The sequence below is a fragment of the Fictibacillus phosphorivorans genome, from assembly GCF_001629705.1.
GTDB classification, from domain to species: Bacteria; Bacillota; Bacilli; order Bacillales; family Fictibacillaceae; genus Fictibacillus; species Fictibacillus phosphorivorans_A.
The window spans coordinates 1079565-1103116 of record NZ_CP015378.1 but is presented as its reverse complement, the minus strand read 5'-3'; the positions used below and the strand labels follow the sequence as shown (position 1 = coordinate 1103116).

At 38.0% G+C, this 23552-nt stretch carries 23 protein-coding genes; 4 read left to right on the top strand and 19 right to left on the bottom strand.

Annotation, left to right across the window (positions count from 1 at the left end; translation table 11 throughout):
* Positions 1 to 245: 245 nt before the first annotated feature.
* Positions 246 to 1484, bottom strand: a complete 1239-nt coding sequence (locus ABE65_RS05620) for a molybdopterin-dependent oxidoreductase (protein ID WP_066392237.1) — start codon at positions 1482 to 1484, stop codon at positions 246 to 248.
* A 231-nt stretch (positions 1485 to 1715) separates the two neighbouring features.
* On the opposite strand from ABE65_RS05620, the gene ABE65_RS05615 reads away from it, so the two are divergent.
* On the top strand, positions 1716 to 2057 hold the full coding sequence (locus tag ABE65_RS05615; RefSeq protein ID WP_156499125.1) for a hypothetical protein: 342 nt from the start codon (positions 1716 to 1718) through the stop codon (positions 2055 to 2057).
* Between the two features lie 15 nt (positions 2058 to 2072).
* Positions 2073 to 2423 (top strand): hypothetical protein, encoded by a 351-nt coding sequence (locus ABE65_RS21770; RefSeq protein WP_156499124.1) that lies wholly within the window; start codon positions 2073 to 2075, stop codon positions 2421 to 2423.
* Positions 2424 to 2465: 42 nt separating this feature from the next.
* Here the strand turns inward: ABE65_RS21770 and ABE65_RS05610 are convergent, their stop codons facing one another.
* The gene (locus ABE65_RS05610) at positions 2466 to 3545 is read right to left on the bottom strand and encodes a diguanylate cyclase (protein ID WP_231887855.1); all 1080 of its coding nucleotides are present in this window, start codon (positions 3543 to 3545) and stop codon (positions 2466 to 2468) included.
* A gap of 173 nt (positions 3546 to 3718) precedes the next feature.
* On the opposite strand from ABE65_RS05610, the gene ABE65_RS05605 reads away from it, so the two are divergent.
* Complete coding sequence (locus ABE65_RS05605) at positions 3719 to 4795, top strand: FAD-dependent oxidoreductase (RefSeq protein ID WP_082861303.1); 1077 nt, start codon at positions 3719 to 3721, stop codon at positions 4793 to 4795.
* 63 nt (positions 4796 to 4858) lie between these two features.
* On the opposite strand, the gene ABE65_RS05600 is transcribed toward ABE65_RS05605, so the two are convergent.
* From ABE65_RS05600 to ABE65_RS05540, 13 genes are all read right to left on the bottom strand, one after another.
* The gene (locus ABE65_RS05600) at positions 4859 to 6286 is read right to left on the bottom strand and encodes a dihydrolipoyl dehydrogenase family protein (protein WP_066392233.1); all 1428 of its coding nucleotides are present in this window, start codon (positions 6284 to 6286) and stop codon (positions 4859 to 4861) included.
* Positions 6283 to 6882: a CDP-alcohol phosphatidyltransferase family protein gene (locus tag ABE65_RS05595; protein WP_066392232.1), complete on the bottom strand. Its 600-nt coding sequence runs from the start codon at positions 6880 to 6882 to the stop codon at positions 6283 to 6285. Before ABE65_RS05595 ends, ABE65_RS05600 begins: the two co-directional genes overlap by 4 nt.
* Before the next feature lie 10 nt (positions 6883 to 6892).
* A complete protein-coding gene (locus ABE65_RS05590) occupies positions 6893 to 7546 on the bottom strand; it encodes a TVP38/TMEM64 family protein (RefSeq protein ID WP_066392231.1) in 654 nt (217 codons plus the stop codon).
* A 27-nt stretch (positions 7547 to 7573) separates the two neighbouring features.
* Positions 7574 to 8503 (bottom strand): ABC transporter ATP-binding protein, encoded by a 930-nt coding sequence (locus ABE65_RS05585; protein WP_066392230.1) that lies wholly within the window; start codon positions 8501 to 8503, stop codon positions 7574 to 7576.
* Between the two features lie 3 nt (positions 8504 to 8506).
* Positions 8507 to 10180 (bottom strand): ABC transporter permease, encoded by a 1674-nt coding sequence (locus tag ABE65_RS21445; RefSeq protein WP_082861302.1) that lies wholly within the window; start codon positions 10178 to 10180, stop codon positions 8507 to 8509.
* Positions 10158 to 11399 (bottom strand): ABC transporter substrate-binding protein, encoded by a 1242-nt coding sequence (locus tag ABE65_RS05575; protein ID WP_066392228.1) that lies wholly within the window; start codon positions 11397 to 11399, stop codon positions 10158 to 10160. The genes ABE65_RS21445 and ABE65_RS05575 overlap by 23 nt, the downstream gene beginning before the upstream one ends.
* A gap of 655 nt (positions 11400 to 12054) precedes the next feature.
* Entirely contained in the window at positions 12055 to 13323 is a 1269-nt protein-coding gene (locus ABE65_RS05570) for an aminopeptidase P family protein (RefSeq protein ID WP_066392227.1), read from the bottom strand.
* Between the two features lie 120 nt (positions 13324 to 13443).
* Complete coding sequence (locus ABE65_RS05565) at positions 13444 to 13923, bottom strand: NUDIX domain-containing protein (RefSeq protein WP_066392221.1); 480 nt, start codon at positions 13921 to 13923, stop codon at positions 13444 to 13446.
* Positions 13924 to 14286, bottom strand: coding sequence for an NUDIX hydrolase (locus ABE65_RS05560; RefSeq protein WP_066392220.1), 363 nt, complete (start codon positions 14284 to 14286; stop codon positions 13924 to 13926).
* A gap of 58 nt (positions 14287 to 14344) precedes the next feature.
* Positions 14345 to 15577: a peptidase T gene (gene pepT / locus ABE65_RS05555; RefSeq protein WP_066392219.1), complete on the bottom strand. Its 1233-nt coding sequence runs from the start codon at positions 15575 to 15577 to the stop codon at positions 14345 to 14347.
* Positions 15578 to 15987: 410 nt separating this feature from the next.
* Positions 15988 to 16410 carry a DUF1801 domain-containing protein gene (locus ABE65_RS05550; protein ID WP_066392217.1) on the bottom strand — a complete coding sequence of 141 codons (423 nt, stop codon included), beginning with the start codon at positions 16408 to 16410 and terminating at the stop codon, positions 15988 to 15990.
* A 230-nt stretch (positions 16411 to 16640) separates the two neighbouring features.
* Positions 16641 to 16994: a VOC family protein gene (locus tag ABE65_RS05545; protein ID WP_066399795.1), complete on the bottom strand. Its 354-nt coding sequence runs from the start codon at positions 16992 to 16994 to the stop codon at positions 16641 to 16643.
* 30 nt (positions 16995 to 17024) lie between these two features.
* Positions 17025 to 18329: an Nramp family divalent metal transporter gene (locus tag ABE65_RS05540; protein WP_330998120.1), complete on the bottom strand. Its 1305-nt coding sequence runs from the start codon at positions 18327 to 18329 to the stop codon at positions 17025 to 17027.
* 267 nt (positions 18330 to 18596) lie between these two features.
* Here ABE65_RS05540 and ABE65_RS05535 point away from each other — a divergent pair, with 267 nt between their 5' ends.
* A complete protein-coding gene (locus tag ABE65_RS05535; protein ID WP_066392216.1) occupies positions 18597 to 18911 on the top strand; it encodes a MerR family transcriptional regulator in 315 nt (104 codons plus the stop codon).
* A 37-nt stretch (positions 18912 to 18948) separates the two neighbouring features.
* Here the strand turns inward: ABE65_RS05535 and ABE65_RS05530 are convergent, their stop codons facing one another.
* The 4 genes from ABE65_RS05530 to ABE65_RS05515 form a co-directional block, all read right to left on the bottom strand.
* Positions 18949 to 19677, bottom strand: a complete 729-nt coding sequence (locus ABE65_RS05530) for an exonuclease domain-containing protein (RefSeq protein ID WP_066392210.1) — start codon at positions 19675 to 19677, stop codon at positions 18949 to 18951.
* Complete coding sequence (locus ABE65_RS05525; protein ID WP_066392208.1) at positions 19674 to 20651, bottom strand: DUF294 nucleotidyltransferase-like domain-containing protein; 978 nt, start codon at positions 20649 to 20651, stop codon at positions 19674 to 19676. Before ABE65_RS05525 ends, ABE65_RS05530 begins: the two co-directional genes overlap by 4 nt.
* 60 nt (positions 20652 to 20711) lie before the next feature.
* Positions 20712 to 21986: an ammonium transporter gene (locus ABE65_RS05520; protein WP_066392206.1), complete on the bottom strand. Its 1275-nt coding sequence runs from the start codon at positions 21984 to 21986 to the stop codon at positions 20712 to 20714.
* A 202-nt stretch (positions 21987 to 22188) separates the two neighbouring features.
* Positions 22189 to 23172 (bottom strand): phosphotransferase enzyme family protein, encoded by a 984-nt coding sequence (locus tag ABE65_RS05515; RefSeq protein WP_066392204.1) that lies wholly within the window; start codon positions 23170 to 23172, stop codon positions 22189 to 22191.
* Between the last annotated feature and the right edge of the window lie 380 nt (positions 23173 to 23552).

The following is a 23552-nucleotide window of genomic DNA, read 5'->3' as shown; positions in this document are numbered from 1 at the left end:
CTTTTGAATGAAAAGAAGAGGAATTTGTCAAAAATTGGATAAATTATTTTATTCGTGAAATTATGAAGGTTATCCGTGAAATTATTAACGTCATCCGTGAATATATGTGAAGTTACCGTGAAATTAATCAAGAGTGTTTATACATCAGAGAAAAATGTTCACATGATACCTACAAAGTTAATTTATTGTCCACATGCAGAATACACCTTTTCATAAAAGACTAATTCATATTAATTTGCGGTATTTTAGATCGATTTTACCCAGGCATTCTTGTCATAGCCTCTTTTTTCCCAATAGCCTACATGCTCCTTTTCGATTAACTCGATTCGATTCAGCCATTTCACAGATTTGTACGCATACATTTTTGGTACGATTAAACGGACTGGTCCACCATTATTTTGCGAAATCAGCTTACCATCTATCAGTACGGCGACCATGATGTCATCCATCATCGCTTGATCGATCGTAAGAGTATCTGTGTAAACACCATCAGCCGAATAAAACTTTACATATTTTGCATTCTCCTTCACACCTGCTTCTTGTAACAATTTCTTGAGCGGAATCCCTTCCCATGTAACGTCATACACACTCCACCCTGTTACACAGTGAAAATCGCTGACTTGCACGTCACGGTGAACATTCACAAACTGATTCCAATTCCACTTAATTTTGCGGTCTACAAGTCCATCAATCGCTAAGCTAAAATTATCATTATTGATCTCAGGAATCTCTGTCACGGTGTAATAGCGGAATTCCCCTCTTCGCCCACCGCCAACTGGAGGAGCAGACTTTGGACTTGGGTTTGGCAATGGCTTCAACTTGTTTACATCAGTTAATGCTTGTTCACCGCTTCCTGTATCCTCAGGTAAAAAAGGTTTAATCCATTTCAAGAATGAAGGCAGAAACACCACCGCAATAATACTTCCACTTAAAATTTTTAAAAATGTCCGTCTTCTATAGATTGGATTTTCTTCACTAATCATCATTGGTTCTTCCTGAGGCTGAGAGACAGTCTTGCTTGCAGTCAATCGTTTAAACCACTTGCTTCTCGTTATGCTGTGATAAGTGGCATAGGGAACCCCGAACCATGTTGCAGCATCATGAAAGAACAAAGATACAGAGCTCACAATCGGTGGAAATTGACGATGAAACGTGAGCTGCAGTCCGGTTATGATCAGAACAGTTACAACACTAAGTACAATATATAGGTTCACACGGTGTTCTTTCTTTTTACTTAACGTGTTAAGGTGTTTTTTTATTTTAGGGATGTAAAGAAGGAGTGGCACACAAAAAAGGATGCCGATCCAAACATGGATATCTTTGATCCACACTCTAAATGTTGGAAGAGTTGAGCGGAATGAAGATGAAAATAAGATAAAGCCCGTCACACTCAAAACTAGAAAAAGGACAGCGTTAGCGTGGTGTAAGCGGATTAACTTCATACCAAAACTCATGTTTTTTTGAAACAAGTGCTTAATGTTCATTCAACTGCTCTCTCCTTTTTAATAGGAATTTGAGTTAAAAACCAGGCTTACGACTTTTGTACAATAACCTATATAAAGAATACGAAAAAAATGAACAAATCGATCAATCATTATATAAATTCAGCTGTTTTATCCTTTCCCCTCCTTATAATCTTACATATCCATCTATTTTGTCACTCCGCAGTTGCCTATGCATACACTATTCTCGAGATTAACTTAGGGGAGGATCTGATGATGAAGCAATCCAAAAACAGTTTATTCTCACAGCATCATCCATCTCATTATCATGATAATAAGAATGATGAGAATAATTGTGATGGCTGTATATGTGAACTTTTTCGAAGATTAAACGAAGAGTGTACAGATGGATGTACGGTAAATAATCAGTTTTTTTATATTCTTCCTAAAGGGGAAAATCAGCCAGTTGGAGAAACACCTATTCCTTTTCGTTTCCTTAGGTTTGATTCAGAGAGTTGCTGCGCATTCTTTGAAATTAGAATTGAACAAAATACCGTTACATTGCAAGTCGCAGTTGACTGTCATGAAATTAGTGGAATTGTACCGCTTCAATAGATAGGGGGAGCATGTATGTTAAAAAACTGTGGCTGTTCAAACCATTCAAAGTGCAGCGGATGTGCCTGTTGTGTTTTAAAAGAATTATCAGAGCAGATTTCTACTAATTGTGATCCCAGTGTTAATCCATCTATTTTTCTTTTAAATAAAGGAACACGAGACCCTATTCGTCTTACAGGGGAATTACAGGAAGGCTCAACCATATTCCAATTATTAAAATTCGATAAAAATTCCTGTTGTGCCTACTTTTCCTATGTAGACAATTTGGAGGTTACACGCACTTTTATTATTGATTGCAGGAATATTAGTGTCGTCGCCATCGGTCCACCTGGGATCAATAACAATAACAATACTGTTTCATTCTAGAAAAAAAGGAACGATAATTTCTTCGTTCCTTTTATCAATCTACTATTGATTAGCTGTACATACTTTATTTCTGCCTGTTCTCTTCGCTTCATACAATGCTTTGTCTGCGTCTTTAATCATCATACTTCCATTCGTTGTTGTTTCTGGGAAGTTAGATAAGCCTACAGAAACCGTGATGTTCACTTCAGTTCCGCTGTTTAAGAGAAAGGCATGATGTTCGACTGTGGATCTAATTCTCTCCGCAACTTTTTTTGCTTGTTCCAGTGAACTGTCTACGAGCAATACTGTAAATTCTTCTCCGCCGTTCCTACTCACGATATCGGTTGGTCTTGCGCATGACCTTAAAATTAATCCTAGATCTTTTAAGACAACATCACCTTCTGAGTGTCCATATGTATCATTAATTTTCTTAAAGAAATCAATATCAATATAAAGCAATGATAGCTTCTTCTTCTTTTCAAGATCTGCCATACAACTATTAAATACTTCATCAAATTTCCTAACGTTATTCAACCCTGTCAATGGATCAATCGTTGACTCAGCCTTATACTTATCAAACATCATCTGACTCTTAAATAAAATTTGTAGTACCTGAAACGCTACATAACCGGAGAGAAAGGACACGAACCAATATCCAGGAATTAAATATAGCAGCAACTGTTGGTCCTCAATCAGATAGAAAAATAAAAGAGTTGTTAGTAGATTAGCAAAAGTGAGCATGGACCATTTTTTTATCTGATGGCTTAAGTTTGTTCTTGCTATTACGATTGAAAACAAGGTAACCGCTAACATTAAGAGACTAGACGTATAAGAAGAAATATTAATCCCTATTAAAAATCGCCCTGCGATGACTAAGACCATTCCTACTAATGCCGGCACTGCTCCACCGAAATAGGCTAGTAGAATAATCGGAATATGTCGGAGATCGATCAACGTTGTACCGATTGGAATGCTGTACTGCATGAGGATATTACTGAACAATCCCCCCGCCACTCCTGTCGTGAGCTTCTTCTTTATCGAAGAACTCATTCTAAGTGGTGGATCTTTCTTAATTTGGGTATACAGAAATAATAGTGCGACTAAGATTGCAAGATTAGCAAAAAGCTGTTTAACAATTATCATTTTTATCACCATCTAGTAAAGTACCATATAATACATCCAAAAACTAACATAATTTCCAACTTATTTGTTACATTTATCTTTTTTTATCTTTAAACATACAAATCATTCGCACTATCCACATCGTACTTATATGATTAAGAAAGTTACTCATCAATATAACTGGAGTGTTCATTTTGACAAAGCTTTTATTAATCGGTGGTGGACATGCTCATCTTTCCATACTACGCAGTCTTTTACATGAAGAAATTAGTGATTTACAAGTTACACTTATTACATCGTCAAAATTTCAATATTATTCAGGAATGTTTTCGGGATTTACAGAAGGCCTATATGATGAAGATGAAATTCGGATCGATTTAGAATCGTTATGCACTCGAGCTTCTGTCTCGTTTATAGAGGACACCATCATCTCTTTTGACCCCATGCAGAAAGTGTTGTTGGGTTTTTCAGGCGGAATCTATTCTTTTGATGTGGTTTCTTTCGATATTGGTTCTGGAGTTGCATCAGACTTAACCCAAAATGTTGGATTAAACATTAAACCAAACTACCGCTTTACAGAGCAGATCAAAGAATTTCGTTCAAGCGAAAGCCCAGTTATCATCGGAGGAGGTTCTGCTGGAGTAGAGCTGGCATTTTCGACATCCGCTTGGCGTAAAAAGCAAAGTTTGAAGAATCCGGTAACCTTGATCAGTTCATCGCCACTTCTTCATTCTTATGGAAACAAAGCGACAGAGAAAATTCGAGAAATTGCTAAATATCATAATCTCGTATACTACGAAAATGAACAGATAGAGAAATTGAAGAACAGCATCATCATTACTGATAAGGATACAGAGATAAAATATTCAGCTATCATGCCCGTAACCGGACCAAAAGCAAGCTCTCTATTTCAACAAGCATTGCTTTCTACTGATGCAAATGGGTATTTACTCGTTGATGACACACTACAGAACGCTGATTATCCTTATGTGTTTGGAGCTGGCGATTGTGTGTCTTTGGCGGGTTATCCTAATCTTCCAAAGAATGGTGTCTATGCAGTTAGACAAGGGCCTTTCTTATGGAAAAATATCAAGCGTTTGATCACAGGAAGACCACTAGTACCTTTCAAACCCCCAAAAAAGTTCGTTTCTATTCTTTCGACCGGTGAAAAACACGGTTTATTTACTTATGGAGACCTCGTTATTTATGGAAAATGGGCTTGGAGCTTAAAGAATAGAATCGATCGTAAATTTATGAACAAACATCTTTAGTTCAATCCGCTAGGTTATGTTCTCAAGAATAAAACGAGCAGAACATTTTCTGCTCGTTTTATTCTATCTAAACCAACTAATGTACTTTTTTGTTAGTTTTGGTATTGTTCCGCTAAACAACTTGCTCCTCCAGTATAGATCAGCGGTTCGTTTGATGGCGGCTGCATGATTGGGATATGGATAGATCATCTGTGAAAGGTCTCCTATCTTTCTCCCTTTTTTCATTGCAAAAACAACTGCCTGCATCCAATCACCACTACCATTCCCTATTGCATGCGCACCTATGATCTTACCATTCTGGTCGGTAATAATTTTTATTAACCCGTCCGCTTCTTGATCTGAGATAAACCGATCAACATCTGTTAAAGGAACTTCATAAACCGAAAACTTAATTCCAAACTTTCTCGCTTGTTGTTCCGTCATGCCTACATGAAAGATCTCAGGTTGGATATAAATGTTCCAGGGGATGTGATTGTAGCTCATTTTCTTAGGTACACCAAGTATTGCATTCTGAACGACAACTTTCCCTTCTTCCCCAGCTACATGTGTAAAAGCGAATTTGCCGTTAATGTCTCCGATTGCAAAGATATGAGGTACATTCGTCTGCAACTTTTCATTTGTTGGGATAAATCCTCGCTCATCCTGAAATACCCCCGCAGCATTCAGATTCAAACGTTCACTATTCGGTTTTCTGCCGACAGCCAAAAGAATCTGATCATATTCCTCTGTATAATGCTCATTACCTTTGTGAATCGTGACCCTTTTTCTTCCGTTTGATGTTATCTGTACTTTTTTTACTTCTGAATTTAAATGAATCGTTAACTCCTTCTCCAATATGTAAACCGCAGCTTTTTGGATGCTTTCATCCTCTGTTGATAGGAGTTTCTTTCCCTTTTCAACAATTGTCACTTTGGAACCTAAACGTGATAGAGCTTGCGATAGTTCTAGGCCTATGGCGCCACCGCCAACTACAAGAAGGTTCTCTGGCAATTCTTTTTGCTTAAATAAGTTTTCGTTCGTCCAAAATCCTGCATCATTTAAACCTTCTATCGGCGGTATAAGAGGTCGTGAGCCAGTAGCAATAACAATCCTTTTCCCGTATATCTCTTGATCATCAACTCTCACAGTGTTTGCCGAAGTGAATGTTCCCGCTCCCTTATAGAGATCGACACCTAGTGACGTAAACCGTTCATCACTATCATGCTTTTGAATCGCAATTATGGATTGCTGTACACGTTCATTTACCTTTCCTAAATCAACAGATCCAGAAACATCTAGACCAAGTTCCTTCCCTTTGCTTCTGGCAGTATAAATATCCTTGGAAGCTTGTATAAAAGCTTTTGAAGGTACGCAGCCAACGTGAAGACAATCACCACCTAGATGCCGTTCTTTTTCAATTAGAGCTACTTTCGCTCCAAGAGAGCTAGCTCCAGAAGCTACCGTAAGCCCACCAGCACCTCCACCGATAATAACAACATCATACTTCTTCACATCTCTCTCTCCTTGTGTTGCAAGATTTTCTTAGCTTCAAGCAATCTTTGCAAAGCTGTATAAAGTTCAATCACAAAAAATAGTAATGTTATGAGGGTCAAATATTCAGAGAATAAGATCATAAGACTGAACAAGATAAACCCTTCTGTCCGTTCAGCTAATCCTGCTTGATAGTAGAATGACTTCATACCTTGCTTCTCACTCACTGCTCCTACTGTTAGAAAGATTGTCATCGATACAATAATTGACACGGATAAGAGCAAAAGTGGAAGCTGCGAATCAGGAAAAGCTATCGCTAACCCAATGATCACACTAATCTCAACAATCCGATCAAAGGTAATATCTAATACAGTTCCCCATGGAGAAGGTTTTGTAAGTCGTGCCATCGTACCATCAACTGCATCGAGAAATCCTGAAAACCATAGAACACATACAGCAAGGATCGGCCGCTCAAGATAGATCCACACACCAGATGAAGCCCCAATGATAAAAGCGATCCAAGTAACTTGATTCGCACTGAGTCCCACTTTCAATAATAGTTTTGCCGTACTCAGAATAGTCGGCTGCACATACTTTCTTGCATGAGTATCTAGCATTTACTTCTCCTCACTTCTGATCTTCTACCGATAAGTATCGTTTGATCTGTTTTTTATATAGTACGGGAAGAACTGTAATGATAATGAATAGAATAATTGCGATATAAAGGATGGTTGAAGTATCAGCTGTCGTGCTCGCTCCTAGGAACGTATAAGCAAATGTTCCTGGAACAATGCCTATTAATGTCCCGAAAAAGAATTGGATGCCTTTGACTTTAGACATCCCCGCCGCATAACAAATCAAGTCAAAATGAAAAATCGGAATAAGCCGAAGAAGGATGATAACTAAAAATCCATTCTTTTCTAGCATGTTCTGTAATTTGCTCAGTTTCCTTCCCCATCTAGATTCAATTCGACGAGCTCCTATCTTTCTTGCTGTAATAAAAGCAAGGAGAGCTCCAGTCGTAGCTCCTATAAGAGTAAGAACAAACCCCCAAACCGGTCCGAATGCTAACCCCCCTGTCAAAGAAAGAACAGAAGCAGGAAACAAAACAAAAGGTCTGATGGAATACAATAAAACGTATACGAAAGGTGCCACAGCTCCCATTGTTAAGATCCATCTACGAACTGATTGTGGAGTAACGTCTAGAACCGTTTGATTCAAAACAATGAGTGAAACAACCAAAAAAACAAAAAATATAATAAAGAAAAACGTCTTCTTCATCTCTTATTTCTCCAATCTTAAAACCACTTATCCTTCGTAGACCTTTACTTGCTCACCTATATTCACCTTTTCTGGAGATGTTAATGTAATAACAGCCTCTGAATGTTCAATAGATAAGACACTATGAAACTTCCCGTCTTGATAATACGTTTCGATCACTTCAGCTTTTCTTCCACTCTGATCTTCATTTCTTCCCATCTTAAGACGGCTTACGGGGATGAAGCGCTCTTCTGTCCAAATTCCCCCTTGAAGAAACGAAGCTACAAACGAATTAACGGGAGATTCATATAAAACATGTGGACTATCGAGTTGTTGGAGCTTACCCTCATTTAACACGGCTACACGATCCCCAAGAGCCATCGCTTCCTCCAAATCATGCGTTACGAACAAAACGGTTATGTTTTCCGATTTTAATAGATGTTTGATCCATCTCCTCGTCTCTTTTCGAAGTTCCGTATCTAGACTTGAGAAAGGTTCGTCCAATAATAGAACTTTAGGATGTACGATCAGAGACCTTGCCAAAGCTGCACGTTGTTTCTGACCGCCAGAAATCTCATGAGGAAAATGGGATTCTAAACCTTCTAAACCCACTCTTTTCATCATTTCTTTACTTTTATCATATCTCTTATTTTTACTGACTTTTGCCATCTTTAACCCGAAAGCTACATTTTCTAAAACGTTCATATGCGGAAACAGAAGTGATTCTTGAAACATATATACTACCGGCCTTTGTTGTGGAGGTACGTTTGTTAAATGTTCACCATCGATCACAATCTCTCCACTGTCTGTCTTCTCTAATCCGGCAATCAGTCGGAGTAAAGTAGATTTCCCAGTACCCGAAGGACCGACTACGGAAATAATCTCTCCCTTTCTTACACTCAGTTGATTCAAGTTCAGTACTTCTTTATCCTTGTAAACTTTCCTGATATCACTTAATTCGATAAAATGAGATTCCATTCTTCACCTCGGTTGTTTTGGAATAATTAGTCTTAGAGCACCTTCTATTAAAAGCCACACCGCTATAGGTATCAATGCAAACAAAATCGAAAAACTTGCGATCACTGCGTCATTTGTTGTTTGAAAATAAGGAAAGAATATGATTGCCATCGTGTTAACTTCTCCACCGCCGATAAGTGCTGTTAAAAAATACTGTCCGAGTGAAATCACAGTAACAAGAAAAACAACACTCCTGATACTCGGAATCAGCTGCGGCAAATAAATATTTCGGAATACCGCCCATGTACCTCCACCAAGAGAAACCGCAATTTCCTCCTGTCTTTTTCCGACTCGCTCAAATCCTGCGCGCAACACTTTTATCGTGTAAGGAAGAGTTGGTAATAGATGGACAATGACTACTCCTGTCCAATGATTAGCAATTCCAAGTTTAATAAAAGTTAGATGTACACCAAGCGCAATTACAATAGAAGGTATTAAGATAGGAGACAATAATAACGTCTCTACCACACTTTTACCTTGGAAGATATGAAACGCCAAGCCTTTCGCAGCCGGAAGTCCAATCAATAGATTCAACAATAATACTAGCAAGCTAATGCCTAACGAAGTATAGATCGCCTCTGTAAATTTTGAGCTATGCCATAACATTTCGTGCCAGCCTCGGGTCGTTAATGAGCTTGGAAAGAGCTCTCCATATTCCCACCTTTGGACAAAACTGGTCAACACTAGTATTAATATAGGCAGCAACGTGAGCCCTACCATAGTAAAAAATCCGACTCTTGAATACTTACTATTTTCTGTCTGTAAATCGTGAAATGACCCAGAGCTTTGAGCTAAGTGGATCCTTCCTTTCCTTGTGAACACGTATGTTAAAAACACAACAAGAAGAATAAATAGGGTCAAAAGAAACATTGCAGCAAAAGCGTACGGCTGTTTTGTCCAATCTGATCCAAAGAACCAGTCATAGCTGATGACAGGAATCATCTTAGGGTATGTTGCTCCTAGGAGTGCAGGAACTTCATAAGCGGAAACAACAAAAGCAAAGATGATAAAAAACGTTTCTAACATGACAGGAAAAACGTACGGTCTCTCAACATGCCAGAATACGTCCCACCTTCTTCCTCCAAGGGTATACACAAGCTCTTTTTGAGCGTTCGATAGCTGTTCATATACTGGAAGAAGCATCAGAATGACAAAAGGCACCTCTTTCCACACGTAAGTGATGATGATACCTATTCCAAAAGAATCTTTGAACAGAATAGGAAACTCATCCGGCCGGTCAAGTAGTCCCATTCCATTTAATAACGAAGAAATATAACCGGTTTGGGAAAATAGTAGAAACAGCATATATCCCCATACAAAATGAGGAAAGACCATAGGCATCCAAGCGATTAGCTTCGGAAACTTACTTTTTAGCATCGGATATAGTGATCTAACGATAATCAGCCCGATTAGAATGGAAAGAACTGTTGATATAAAAGCTATTCGGAGACTGTATAGGATAGATGTGATAAAGATTTCATCACTAAACAGCTCTCGATATACATTTAAGGTTGGTTGATTGTAATACTTGATACTCTCTAGAAACGCCATTACTATTCCATAGCCGAGGAGAAGAATGGTTATTAGAACAGCCGGAGCCATAAGTACATATGGATTACTTGTTCTGAACCACTTCATTAACCCAATTCTCCTTCAGCCATGCAACATACTCTGAATCTACTTCTGGCTGCAAATATTTTTTTAGTGTTTCAGCAGGCAAAACCGATTTTCCACGTTTGATGATTTTAAGTTTCTTTTGATCTGCTGCAGAAAGTCGTGCCGGATCAAGTGACATATTTTCACCCCAAAATTCCGAGTCTAATTTTGTTAGCTGAGCTTCGGGAGATAGCATAAAATTAATAGCTGTCATCGCACCTTCTTTGTTGGGACTATTAAAAGGAATCCCTAAAAAGTGAGCATTTCCTAAAGAACCTGATTTCATAACGAACGATCTTGTTGATGCGGGGAACACACTTTGTTTCATTAATTTCTCAGCTCGTGCCTCGTTATAACCCATCGTTATATATACTTCACCTTTGCTGTACAAACGATCAAGTTCTGTTAAATTATTCGGATATGTCTTCCCCTCTCTCCATAAATAAGGTTTGATCTCATTCAAATAATCCCACATCTTCACACTATTTTTCTGGGCAAAATCCTCATCATACCCACTGTCCAAAATGTTTTTTACGTTTCCACTAGATTCATAAAATAGTTGACGAACAAATGCATTTCCTGTGAAATCCGTTGGATCAGGGTAAGTAAATCTCCCTGGATTTTCTTTTACCCATTGAGCTAATTCTTCAAATGATTGAGGTGGATTTGGCACCTTTTTTTCATCATATTGATAAACGAACTGCACTTTTCCCCAAGGCGCTTCTAAGCCCTCTGTTTTTGTTCCAAAGTCATATTGTATATCTAATGATTTAGCATCCACATATTTTTTGTAGTTTGGCATTTTAGCAACAAAAGGACCAAACAACAGTCCATTGTCTTTTGCATTCTTGAAATTCTCACCATTGATCCAGATGATATCGATATTTCCATCATCTTTCCCTGCTCTTTTTTCATTCGATAGCTTTTTTAAGAATTCAGGAGCATCCATCGGTACTCGTTTCAATGTAATGTTGTATTCTTTCTTTAACCGCGGAGCGACCCAATCATCCATATAACGATTGATCCCTGTGTCTCCACCCCACATGTACATTCTGACTGTCTTGTTCTTAGTGGTCTCTTCAATTTCTCGCCAATTTTTTTTTAATATGGTATTAGATTCTTTTGCTGCATCCGTTGATGGGGAACATGCTGACACGAATAATAACAGCACTACCCAAACCAACATTCTCATTTTTTTCATCGTATACTCACCCTCCACTAAGCTAACGTTACTTCTCTTCGTTTGGTTCATTCTTTTTATTGGTAATTTATTGTTTCCCTTTTTTTGTCCAACTCACGTACAAATATTGAAGAAATTTTGTATATTTTTTTATGTATGTATTGAAAGCTATGAATCTCAAGAAAAACGAGAAAAAAAAGGCTATTTTCTTAAAAATTGTTGCTTTTAAGTCTTTATTATTTTCTTCTTTGACTTTGATTGTAGTGGAAGGTGCGTGCCTACCACATGAGATACTCCTTGCAAGGCATGCGACGAGGAAGCTTACTACGAAGCATCACTTGTAGACGCAGGAGCAAGGAACTTCTTAAGGCGGGCAGTCAGAAAAGTGGAAGTGGCTCGTCCAGCCCCGACAAGCAAAAGGTGAATGGGCTAGGAAGGCGCATTTTGCCTTATTGACCGTTCACCTTTTGACCTCGAGGGGCTAGCCACTGCAACTAGCCAGGTGAGACACTTAAAAGTGAAACGTACGAATGTGGCTCACCGCCTGCCCCGCGGAAAGCGAGCATCTGCAACGGAAATCAAAAACTGTCAAAAGCAACAATGAATACGAAACAGCCTTTAGAAAAGAGCATAAAAAAAGAGGCCTTTGACAAAGGACCTCTTTTTTCAAAACCTATTAAGCTTTTACCTCATGAACACCTTGTGTAGCCATAAACTCCTCAATTTCCTCTACTTCACGGAAAATATCTTTGGATAAGTTCTCGAATCCATCTTCTGTTACTAAGATGTCATCCTCAATTCGAATACCGATCGCTTCATCCTCGATATAAAGTCCAGGCTCTATCGTTATGACCATTCCAGGCTCTAAGATGCGATCTTTGTACGAACCAACATCATGTGTATCAAGTCCAAGAAAATGGCTCACACCATGATAATAATAGTTAGAGATCTCATCATCATTTTGAATCAAACCGATACGTCTGCACTCTTCTGCTAACACTTTTTTCGTATGATTATTAAGTTCGGCAAAGGCGAGACCTGGCTTAATGATAGCCGTTGTTTCTTTTAGCGCTTTAAGTACGATATTGTAGAGAACCTTTTGACGTTCTGTAAACTTCCCATCTACTGGGAACGTATAACTGATATCCGCGTTATAATAATCCTTTTGTGCTCCTAGATCGAGAAGAACGAGCTCACCGGGATTCGTTTGTGCGCTATTATGCTCATAATGAAGAATCGTAGCATTTTTTCCGCTTGCCGTAATCGTCTTAAACGCGAAATCACGAACTCCGTTGGATTTTAAAGTAAAATCAAAATGTGCTTCAAGTTGATTCTCCTTCATTCCAGCTTTCGCGTGTTTCAGCACATTATAGATGCCTTCTTTCGTAATGGAGATCGCTTCTTTAATCTTTTGAATCTCTTCTGTCGTTTTGAACACACGCAGTTCAGTAACTTCATGATATACGTTGTGAATCGTCACATGCGGATAATGTTCTCGAATATGCTTTGCGAATTGTGATGTTTCAGATGGGGCACCTGTCCACCCACGGCGTTCTAGATCTAAACAAACATGCTGAGCTTGATTCGTGAAGAACTGACTAGCAACAAACGATTCAAAGCTTTCCACATATCTAATATCTTTTATCCCAGATTGATGCTCTGCTTCCTCTTTAGAAACGGTTTTCCCGACCCACTTTTCCATGACCGGATCAGCTTTTTCGATAAAAAGTGTTTCTTCAAATTTTTCACCGCTCTTTTTTAGCACGAGGATCACGTTCTGTTCCGAAATCCCTGATATATAATAAAAATTACGGTTAGGCGTGAATGGGTATTGTTCATCTGCTGATTTTTGCGGCGCTTTTCCTGCAAAAAGAATCGTTAATGATTCATCGGGCACCAATTCTTTTAAGCGGCTACGATTACGTTCAAAAAAATAAGACTCCATTTGAATCCTCCTTAAATCGATTAATAAAAACGACTGATTAGTTTATTTATATATATGTATTAGTATAAAGATTTTTTGATTACAATGACAGCTTTTTTCAGAATTTTATAAATGTGTTTATCATACCTTTTCGTATTTCTCCAGAGTATGTTCTTCAATAAAAGCATTGTACTGTTTCTGATCTATATACGCTTTTATATGTCTTTGGATTTTGGGGTACAACGTAATTTGTTCTAAATCCTCAAGTGAAATCCATTTTACACCAGTTTGGTTAGGATCTGGCTTAACCGGCAATTTAGGTTGGGAGTCTCCTATACGAGTGCACTCAAACATAAGTCCTAGTGAATGCGTTGTTCCATATCTATTATCAGTCAGATGTGGTGCATACTCATAGGTGAATGCGAGTGGACCGACATTTACTTCGATTGATGCCTCTTCTCTCGCTTCGCGTTTTGCTGCTTCTTTTACAGACTCATTTTCTTCAACACCACCTGATGGTAAGTTGTAATGAAGACCGTTCTCATCATGAAACTCAATTAACAGAATAGCATCGTTCTCAATAATCAAAGCACCTGCCCTAACACGAATTGGATAGCTCATTTACACAACCTCCATAGTCTTTAATACCATTTCAACTACAGGTTTTGATACAGCATCAAAATATGTTTCATCATTCAGATCAATCCATCGGACATCAAGAATGTCTTCATCGTCCTCGATGGTAAGCGTTCCTGAAATGAGTTCACAAAGAAATGTTTGTTTTTCTTTCCTATGAATCAGGGATTTTATTATTTTTACGGTATAGCCCGTTTCTTCCAACACTTCTCGTATACATGCTTGTTCAAAGTTTTCCCCTTCCTCTACTCCGCCACCTGGAAAATTCCATACGATGTCTCCACGTTTCACTTTTTGCTGTACTAATAGTATCTGGCCTTCATGAATGACAACACCTTGCGCTAACATCTTTACTCCCCCTAGTGAAAGATAAAAGCTAACCAAAGACGATTGGTTAGCTTATAGATTATGTTTTCTGTTCAAACAACTGCACAAGTTCAATGATGACGTGAGTCGCTTTGACCATATTATCAACCGAGATATATTCGTGACGACCATGATAGTTTTCTCCGCCAGTAAAGATGTTCGGAGTCGGTAGACCCATAAACGACAGTTGAGATCCATCTGTCCCCCCTCGGATTGGTTTGATGTTCGGTTCGATATTTAGTTTTTTCATCGCTTCTGAAGCAAGATCAACAATCTCTTTTACGGGTTCGATCTTTTCTTTCATATTGTAGTACGTATCGTTCATCTGTAATTGAATCTTGTCTTGTCCATACTTTTCACGCAGTTCATCCACGATTTCTTGTATTCTATCTTTTCTCTTTTGGAAAAGTTCTTTGTCATGGTCTCGGATGATGTAAGACATATCCGTTTGTTCTACATCACCCTTTAGACCCGTTAAATGATAGAAACCTTCGTAACCTTCTGTATGTTCAGGTGACTCTTCAACAGGAAGCTTTGCGTTCAATTCCATCGCAATTTTTGCTGCATTAACCATCTGATTCTTTGCAGATCCAGGATGAATGTTCTTTCCTAAAATACGAATTCTAGCACTAGCAGCGTTAAAGCTCTCATACTCTAATTCACCTAAAGGACCCCCATCCATCGTGTAAGCATACTTTGCTCCAAACGCAGCTACATCAAATTTATGAGGACCTCGTCCGATCTCTTCATCTGGTGTAAATGCCACTCTGATCTTTCCATGCTTAATCTCCGGATGTTCGATCAAATACTTCATCGCCGTCATGATTTCAGCGATACCTGCTTTATTATCGGCACCAAGTAATGTTGTTCCGTCCGTAGTGATCAATGTGTGTCCTTTATAACCTTGTAAACTAGGAAAATCATTTGGAGACAATTCAATATGTAAGTCTTTATTTAAAATAATCGTTTCTCCATCATAGTTTTCAACAATCTGCGGTTTAACGTTCGTTCCTGTAAAATCAGTAGCTGTATCCACATGTGCAAGAAAGCCAATGACCGGAATGTCTTTAGTGGAATTGGATGGTAATGTAGCCATAACATACCCGTTTTCGTCTACCGTTACTTCCTCCATGCCAATTTCTTTTAATTCTTCAACAAGCATGTTTGCTAGTGTCCACTGACCTTCTGTGGATGGAGTCGTTTCACTTCTTCCATCTGATTGTGTATCTACTTTTACGTATGTAATAAACCGATCCATTATTTCTTGTTTCAATTTTCAATCAACTCCTACTGTTTTGCTTTATGATAGCATGTTTTACAAAACATTACATACGGCAAGGTTATAAAAAAATGTACGTTTTGACCCGTCTTGATGTCTAATCAACTTGTCCGCATCCTGCATAGAATAGATTACCAACACCAAACAAAGGTGTTGTGAAAATAATGGGGTGATTTAAATGGGTTCTTGGAAAAAAGATAAATGCGAGTCTTCTTCAAGCTATATCTATCTAAAATGTAAGAAGTGTAAGAAGAAGAAAAAGAAGAAAAGCTGCGGCTGTCATAAAAAACATTAATTAAAAGAAGGAGTCCAATGTTGGACTCCTTTTTAAATATCCTATTTTAATTCAGGATGTAAACCCGATAAGCGCACGGAAACGTTTCAATTATTCCTCGTATAGATCACTATTCTTGAGGATACGTTTTTAACAAGAAAGCAACCGAATTATTGATCAGTTTTTTTAACACATCTTCATCTACGTCAGCTAATTTATTAATATAAACACAAGCGGCACCTGTTGTATGTTTACCGAAGTTCTGAAGCAATTCAGCACGAGTGGGATCTCCTGGGGCAAAATACAGACTGACCTTAGCTTTTCTTGGTGAGAAGCCAACAAGTGGTGCATCCCCTTCATGTCCTGTCTTGTATTTGTAATGATACGAGCCGAATCCAATAATACTTGGTCCCCACATCTTCGCTTCAAATCCAGTCGTTTCTGAAAAGAGATTCAGCAACTTATAAGCATCTTCTCTCTTTTTTGGACTATCCACATTCTCAATAAACGCTACAACACTCTGATCGGTTTCTTTTGTCTTTTGCTCGTACATAATTAGCTCCTTTTTATATATAAAATTTTGAAGTGAAAGCTTCTATATCATAACCTTCTACATACTTAGCAAATCCCCTGTTTTACTTCTCCTTTTCTGATTGTACAGTGTTGAGATAATAGATAATTGAAATACAAAACTCCTTATCTAAACCCATAAAGGTGTTTGTTCAATAGTCCATTTACATTTTAAAAGCTCAGAGCAGACTCTGAGCTTTAATTGTTCGTATTTTATTTTTTATTTTGTATTAAACCAAAACCTATACCTGTTGGATCATTAAGGTAAGCCAGATAAAACTCTTCAAATTCCATCTTTTCTCTTACTATAGTTGCTCCGTTTTCAACGGCGTGCTCAATCGCATCATCAATAACTTCAACTTCTATTTGAATACGAGTTCCATGTGGAAAATCTTGTGGACCTTTAGCGATTCCACCATTAATACTCTTATCTTCACCATCAGTAGTTGTAGCTGTCCAATAATCCCATTGAGGTTCTGCTATCTTCCACCCAAATACATTGCGATAGAAATTCACTGCTTTTTCTGGTTCTTGACTGCTAAGTTCAAAACCTACAACTTTTCCGATATTCTTATTCAAAGCAGGGCCCTCCTTATTTTAAAACAACTTCTGCAACTCATTTAATCCTAAGAATGCAAACATGAGTAGACACCCGATCAAGACGGCGTTGGTTAACCACTTATTGCGATATTCCGCATCAACTTTTTTTGAATTTAATAAGATAATGAGTGAAATCGCAAGAAACGGCATGAACAATGCACCTAGTACACCATATATAATGATCAGCTGAACAGGCTTTCCAAAAAAGAAGATCAGCATAGGCGGAAATGTCAGCCATGCTAGATAAGCCCGATATGACTTATCTTTTTCTGTAACTGGCTTAACGGAATGTAAGTCTTCCTTCTTTGTCTTAATGGTTCTTAAAAAGTCCGCAAACAAATACGGCACACCGTTCCAAACGCCAAGAAGTGAAGTGAAAGCAGCAGACCAGAACGCGATTAGGAATAACCAACGTAATGGTGTTCCGAATTCTTGTCCTAGCAGTTCTGCAAGGTTAAGAAGACCTTGGTCTCCTTCTAACTTTACATCTGTACCAAATAAGAACTTAGCTCCGATTACGAGTGCAGCCATCGTGAAGAGTCCTGTTATGACATACGCCGCTTTCGTATCAAGTCTCATAATGGGTACAAATTCTTTCCCTTTCCAATTCTTTTCCCGCAGCCAATAGCCATAAGAAGCCATAGTAATCGTGCCACCGACGCCTCCTATTAATCCGAGTGCTAACATGAGCGACCCGTCTGGCATTTTCGGTACAAATCCACCTGCAAATTCTCCGATCGTAGGTAAAAAGAGCAAAGATGTACCAATAATCGTAATAAACATAACACCGATCAATACTGTCATTATTCTTTCAAAGAGCAAATAACGACCCGTCCAAACAAGTGCAAAACCTAATAACGAATGAATGATTGCCCAAGCCCATATTGGCATGATAGGAAGCATCGCATGCATCCCTAATCCACAAGTCATGGCTGCAGTAGCTCCATAAATGTAACCCCATATGACCGAATAGACACCAAAATATCCTGTCGCCCATTTTCCAAGCGAATGCCAACCTTGTAGAATCGTTTGCCCTGTCGCGAGGTACCACCTTCCAACTCCCTCGTTCAGGAAATACTTTAAAATAGAACCGATCACGATCGCCCATACAAAAGTCATGCCGAATGAGGTACCGATTACAATGGCAGTTACTAAATCTGCTGTACCTACACCTGTTGCCGCTACTACAAACCCTGGGCCGATCATTTTTAATTTTTGACCCATTGTTTGAGGCGGTAAAGGATCGTTACCAACTCCAGCAGCAGTTGTAAGTTCATTGTTTAAATTCAATTCATTGTTCAATATTCAGCTCCTCCTTCTCCTTAAAATAAAACGCTTTCAACGGAACATCTGCCTATTATGTCATATGTCTGAATATTTTTTCAACTTAATTTATACCTATCTATTTACCGATACCATTCTACTAAAAACGATATAACAAAAATTGTGTTCACATACAAAATAGCAATGGAATAAAATATATGTAAGAAAACCTTACATCGTTATGATATAATAAATAACAATATTTAGAATTGTTCGGTTAGTACTTTTTAAACTAGGAGGATCGTCATGTCTGTTGATAAATCGTCTTATAAAGATAAGAAAGTCATATCCATCGGTATTATCAGTGAACTCACAGGACTATCCGAACGTAAGATTCGCTACTATGAAGAGAGGAAACTTATCTTCCCTGAACGAACAGGCAAAGGTACGCGCAAGTACTCTTTTTCAGATGTAGAACGTCTTATGGAAATCGCTGATCAAATTGAAGATGGTGTTCAAACATACGAGATTAAAAAGGAACTTACGAAAAAGCAGAAACGCGACGATCGTAATAAAATGATACGCGGACAGATCAACGCCCAATTTAATATGAGAAATTAAAAAACAGCTGGCTCCCCCTTACATGGTGCCAGCTGTTTTATCTAGAGAGTCGCTCATAGACTTCTCGTAAATTTTTTAATCCTAATTCCTGAACACGGGCTACATAAACACTCCAAAGCTCTGCCGTCATCTTAGCATCTCCTAATGCATGATGGCGGTCTGTTACCGGTATATTGCAATGTTCACAACAATCTTCTAACCGAACAAGATTAGATTCTGGTTCAACAATTTTTAGTAAAAATGAAGTATCGACTATACGGTGCTTAAACTGACTTCGAAATAGTTTCCAATTATAGTGTTGAAGAAACTTCTTCTCATGACTCGCATGGTGAGCCACGAGGACATGACCTCTTGCAAACTCATAAAAATCCACTAGCACTTTTGATAATGAAGGAGCATGTTGAAGATCACTATCATCTATTCCAGTAAGTTCTTTAATCTCAGGAGAAAGTTCACCCGTACATTGCGCAAGAGAATAAAATGTGTCTTCACACTGCACCTCTCCACCTTTTACTTTCACTGCACCGATTGACAGAATCTGATTACCTTGTTCAGGAAAAAAACCAGTCGTTTCAAGATCGAAAACGACTACATTCAATTCATCAAAAGGAATCGTTAAACTTTCCTCCACTTTCATTTCCTTTTGAAGCTGCCTTAGGAACGCAACATGCTGAGGACTTGATTGTCCCTGTAATGAGGCATAAACACTTGAATTGATCTTCCCTTGGACTTGCTTCATAAATTGAATAAGCGGGTTCACCTTCATGTTTCGATCGTTCCCTTAATGACAGACTGTGTGTAATTTTGTAATTTTTGTCCGTTCAGCAGAATATGCTTCATATCTTTTCTTTCATCTTTATTGAGTTCTTTAATATTTAAATAGTGAATGTCGTCATAGTTTTCTGTTGTTTTTCTATGAAATTGCAACCTGTATTGAAGGAGCTTTTCAAATTCCCCCGAACACCAACAAAGGTCTTCTTTATAGTTCGACATGCTATATAGATCCTTCAGTCTTGAAAGGGTAGAGGTACTTTCAAGATTCTCCTTCATAGCGAGCAGGCGCACATTATTCACATAAGGAAAGAAACCCGATTGCTTTAAATCGATACTTCCTGCATGCGATCCATGAGATTCTGTTAAAAATTGATGGAAAATTCCTACCGCTTTTTTTACATGCTGTGTATTTTCTAACAAACGCTCTAAAAAACGAGGATTCTTCTTAATATAGTCATGAATGAGATGTTTAAGTTTCTTGCAAAAAACATCGTCTCCAATAAGCACGCGTGCATCATAAAAAATTAAAAGAAATCTGATACTTTCAAAACTTTCTTCAGTCAGCCACTTTTTTAACTGCACTTCCCATTCTTTTAATGATTTACTCCAAATGGGATTTGAACTCATTACATTTCCATCACAATATGGATAACCAACTTCGTTTAATCCTTTCGCTAATTCTTTACCGAACGTAATAAAGTATTGGTTGGTTTCATTATTTTCTTCTTCATACACCAATCCATGATCTTGATCGGAGATGATCGCTTGTTCAAATCTACCTGCACTTCCCATCACAAACCATGCGTAACGGCAAGGAACAGGACCACACTCAGCAACATGTTTTTGTAAAGCAGCATCAAAGACATTTTTCATCAATTCATCATGAAAATCATTTAAAGCATGAGACGAATATTGGTGTTCTTCCCACTTATCTTCACGCCATTTTTTTATCTGTGAATAAGGCATATTAGCACATCCTATGTGTTAAAAGCATTGAGGAATCGTCCCCAATGCTTTTATCCACTATTAATTTGCGATTCTATTTTTTTCTTCGTTTGCGATGAACGCCTCTGGATAACCATAGTTTCCGTGTTCACTCACATCCAAGCCGATAATTTCTTCTTCTTCTGAAACGCGAAGACCCTTCATTACTTTTTTCATACCGTATAAAAGAACAAAGGAAACTACAAATGCGTATAAAGCTGACACTGATACACCCATCGCTTGAACACCAAGCTGCGAGAATCCACCGCCATAGAACAATCCAGGCTTACCTACCGTCGCAAGTTCTGGTGTTGCGAATAATCCTGTAGATAACGTCCCCCAAACTCCTGCAGCTCCGTGGACGCTCAACGCATAGATCGGATCATCCACTTTTAATCTATCGAAAAATTTAACAGAATAGAATACTAAGATTCCTGCCACAAACCCGATCAGAACGGCTGCCCACGTTTCAACGAATGCACAAGAAGCCGTGATCGCAACAAGACCTGCTAATGCACCATTTAGAATTGTCGGAATATCGGACTTACCTAAAACCATCCAAGAAATAATTAGTGCAGCCACCGCACCTGCTCCAGCTGCAAGATTTGTGTTTAATGCAACAAATCCGAAAAATCCATCATCTACAACAAAGGTGCTGCCACCATTAAATCCGAACCACCCTACCCATAAGATAATAACTCCTAGCGCTGTGTAAACTTGGTTATGCCCGAAGATGTTATTAGACGTACCATTCTTATTGAACTTTCCAATACGCGGCTTCAAAAGTATCGTTGCTGCAAAAGCTGCCATCGCACCAGTTAAATGAACTACTGTTGATCCAGCAAAATCCTGCTTGCCATGTTCCGCTAACCATCCTCCGCCCCAAATCCAATGAGCAACAACAGGATAGACTGCAACTGAGAAAAGAACAGCAAACACGAGATAAGCAGACAATTTTGCTCGTTCAGCAAATCCACCGAATGCAATCGTTAATGAAATTCCTGCAAACGCAAGCTGAAACATGAAGAACGCCGCTGTTGAATAAGCCATCCCTTCCGCTTGATCACCCGAATAGAAAAAATCAGACAACCCAATAAAAAAGTTCGAGTTACCGCCAAAAATAAATCCATATCCGACTGCCCAAAATACGATTGATGCTAAACCAAATGTAAAGACAGTCTTTCCTGCAATATGTCCTGCATTTTTCATTCGCGTCGATCCAGCTTCAAGTAAGATAAACCCGCCTTGCATTAAAATGACAAGAAGTGCACCTAAAATAAGCCAAACACTGTTTAATGAAAACATGATATCTTCCATCCGAACGCCCCCTACTGAACTGTTTCTTTCATTCTATACAGTTCCAGCGCAGATTCTACACCCATGTAAGATTATCTAACATGGTTTTTAAATGAGGGTTGGAAGTATAGGAAAAGCTAACCCTTTTCGTTTTCTCAGGGTTAGCTTTGAAAAAATCTTTAAATTTTTGGAAAGGCATTAAACATAAATTAAATTTCTACAATTAAATTTTCATTCCAAAACAAGTAGATTTATTTTTCATAGCCTTTATCAATTTCTCTCTCAAACTTTCTAACCATTCAGGTTCATTTTCCCACTTTTCTTCTACAGATCTTAGTATTCGTACATAACCGTATAAATTAGCAAAACGTCTGCAAGCTGGTAATAAAGACAGCATATCATCTGAAATGTCATATTCAGTGTAATATCCGTCTAAAAAGCACTGTTTTTTCACCTGAAACATTTCAGTCGGAATACAATCTTGCAAGCTATCAAGTGTTTGCTCAATATCCATCACATACCAGTGATACATTACATCGTCAAAATCAATTACATTACAAGATTGAGACTCTTCATCATAAAATACATTGTCATATTCAAAATCATAATGAACCAGTCCAAAATTTCTTTTAGTGATAGGAATAGAGTCAAAATAGTCTTGTAGTACATTTGTTTCCAATAAAGCCGACTTTTCATGCGGAAAATCCGTTAAAGTCTCACGCATCCAATCTAAAACGTCACTATAGGACCATCTCTTGTTTTTTACAGGTACATAATCACTAGATAACTGATGGAGTTTTCCTAATGCCTTTCCATAACTGAAAATAACGTTATCACTTAATTCAGTCTCGTTCATCTGTACACCCGATACACGTTTAAAAACAGATGCATAGTATTCTCCCCATGGAGTTTGTACTTCAATAAGTTCCTCTCCGTTTTTTGATACAACTATTTCTAATACTCCATAATGCTTGGAACGAAGGTAAGATATAAACTCAAGTTCTGCTAATACATTTTCTTTGCATTTCTCTGATTTTGGGGAAAATCTTAAAAACTGCGTCTTACCTCGAGATTGAAAAGGGTAAATAGCATTAGAAGATATTCTATAATATTGAAACATATCTATAGATTCATCATCGTAATCCCAATTCTCTAACAACATTTCTGCTAAATTCACATTGTTAAAAAGATATTTTAATTTAAGCATCTACTGACAACTTCTCATTATTATTTACTAGTAAATCCATTTGCTAACCTCCAGTTAAATTTTAAGAGTACCCACTGGAATTAAATTTTGTTATAAAAACAAAAAACCACAGAGTTATCTGAAATAACCCTGTGGCCCAAAATGTTTTATCCATAACAAAAAAGCCCGTGCTTTTCATTGCCCAAGCTCTAAACAAAGGTTAGTCCTAATCCTGACTAATTTAATCCGTATGAGTGAGTGGCAATAAATTTAATTTCCAAGGTTAATTTTATGAAATTTGTCATCGCGTAAACTCACTCCCTTCAAAAGTATTATGAAAATTATACCAATTTGTTTTTAAAAAGGCAATTCTTTTATTGTAATGTTTTGATACATTATCC

Coding starts and splice junctions, on each gene's coding strand:
- ABE65_RS05620 (WP_066392237.1), bottom strand. CDS start 1,484: ATGAACATTAAGCACTTGTTTCAAAAAAACATGAGTTTTGGTATGAAG.
- ABE65_RS05615 (WP_156499125.1), top strand. CDS start 1,716: ATGATGAAGCAATCCAAAAACAGTTTATTCTCACAGCATCATCCATCT.
- ABE65_RS21770 (WP_156499124.1), top strand. CDS start 2,073: ATGTTAAAAAACTGTGGCTGTTCAAACCATTCAAAGTGCAGCGGATGT.
- ABE65_RS05610 (WP_231887855.1), bottom strand. CDS start 3,545: ATGATAATTGTTAAACAGCTTTTTGCTAATCTTGCAATCTTAGTCGCA.
- ABE65_RS05595 (WP_066392232.1), bottom strand. CDS start 6,882: ATGCTAGATACTCATGCAAGAAAGTATGTGCAGCCGACTATTCTGAGT.
- ABE65_RS05590 (WP_066392231.1), bottom strand. CDS start 7,546: ATGAAGAAGACGTTTTTCTTTATTATATTTTTTGTTTTTTTGGTTGTT.
- ABE65_RS05585 (WP_066392230.1), bottom strand. CDS start 8,503: ATGGAATCTCATTTTATCGAATTAAGTGATATCAGGAAAGTTTACAAG.
- ABE65_RS21445 (WP_082861302.1), bottom strand. CDS start 10,180: ATGAAGTGGTTCAGAACAAGTAATCCATATGTACTTATGGCTCCGGCT.
- ABE65_RS05575 (WP_066392228.1), bottom strand. CDS start 11,399: ATGAAAAAAATGAGAATGTTGGTTTGGGTAGTGCTGTTATTATTCGTG.
- ABE65_RS05570 (WP_066392227.1), bottom strand. CDS start 13,323: ATGGAGTCTTATTTTTTTGAACGTAATCGTAGCCGCTTAAAAGAATTG.
- ABE65_RS05565 (WP_066392221.1), bottom strand. CDS start 13,923: ATGAGCTATCCAATTCGTGTTAGGGCAGGTGCTTTGATTATTGAGAAC.
- ABE65_RS05560 (WP_066392220.1), bottom strand. CDS start 14,286: ATGTTAGCGCAAGGTGTTGTCATTCATGAAGGCCAGATACTATTAGTA.
- ABE65_RS05550 (WP_066392217.1), bottom strand. CDS start 16,410: ATGTACGAGCAAAAGACAAAAGAAACCGATCAGAGTGTTGTAGCGTTT.
- ABE65_RS05535 (WP_066392216.1), top strand. CDS start 18,597: ATGTCTGTTGATAAATCGTCTTATAAAGATAAGAAAGTCATATCCATC.
- ABE65_RS05530 (WP_066392210.1), bottom strand. CDS start 19,677: ATGAAGGTGAACCCGCTTATTCAATTTATGAAGCAAGTCCAAGGGAAG.
- ABE65_RS05525 (WP_066392208.1), bottom strand. CDS start 20,651: ATGCCTTATTCACAGATAAAAAAATGGCGTGAAGATAAGTGGGAAGAA.
- ABE65_RS05520 (WP_066392206.1), bottom strand. CDS start 21,986: ATGGAAGATATCATGTTTTCATTAAACAGTGTTTGGCTTATTTTAGGT.
- ABE65_RS05515 (WP_066392204.1), bottom strand. CDS start 23,172: ATGCTTAAATTAAAATATCTTTTTAACAATGTGAATTTAGCAGAAATG.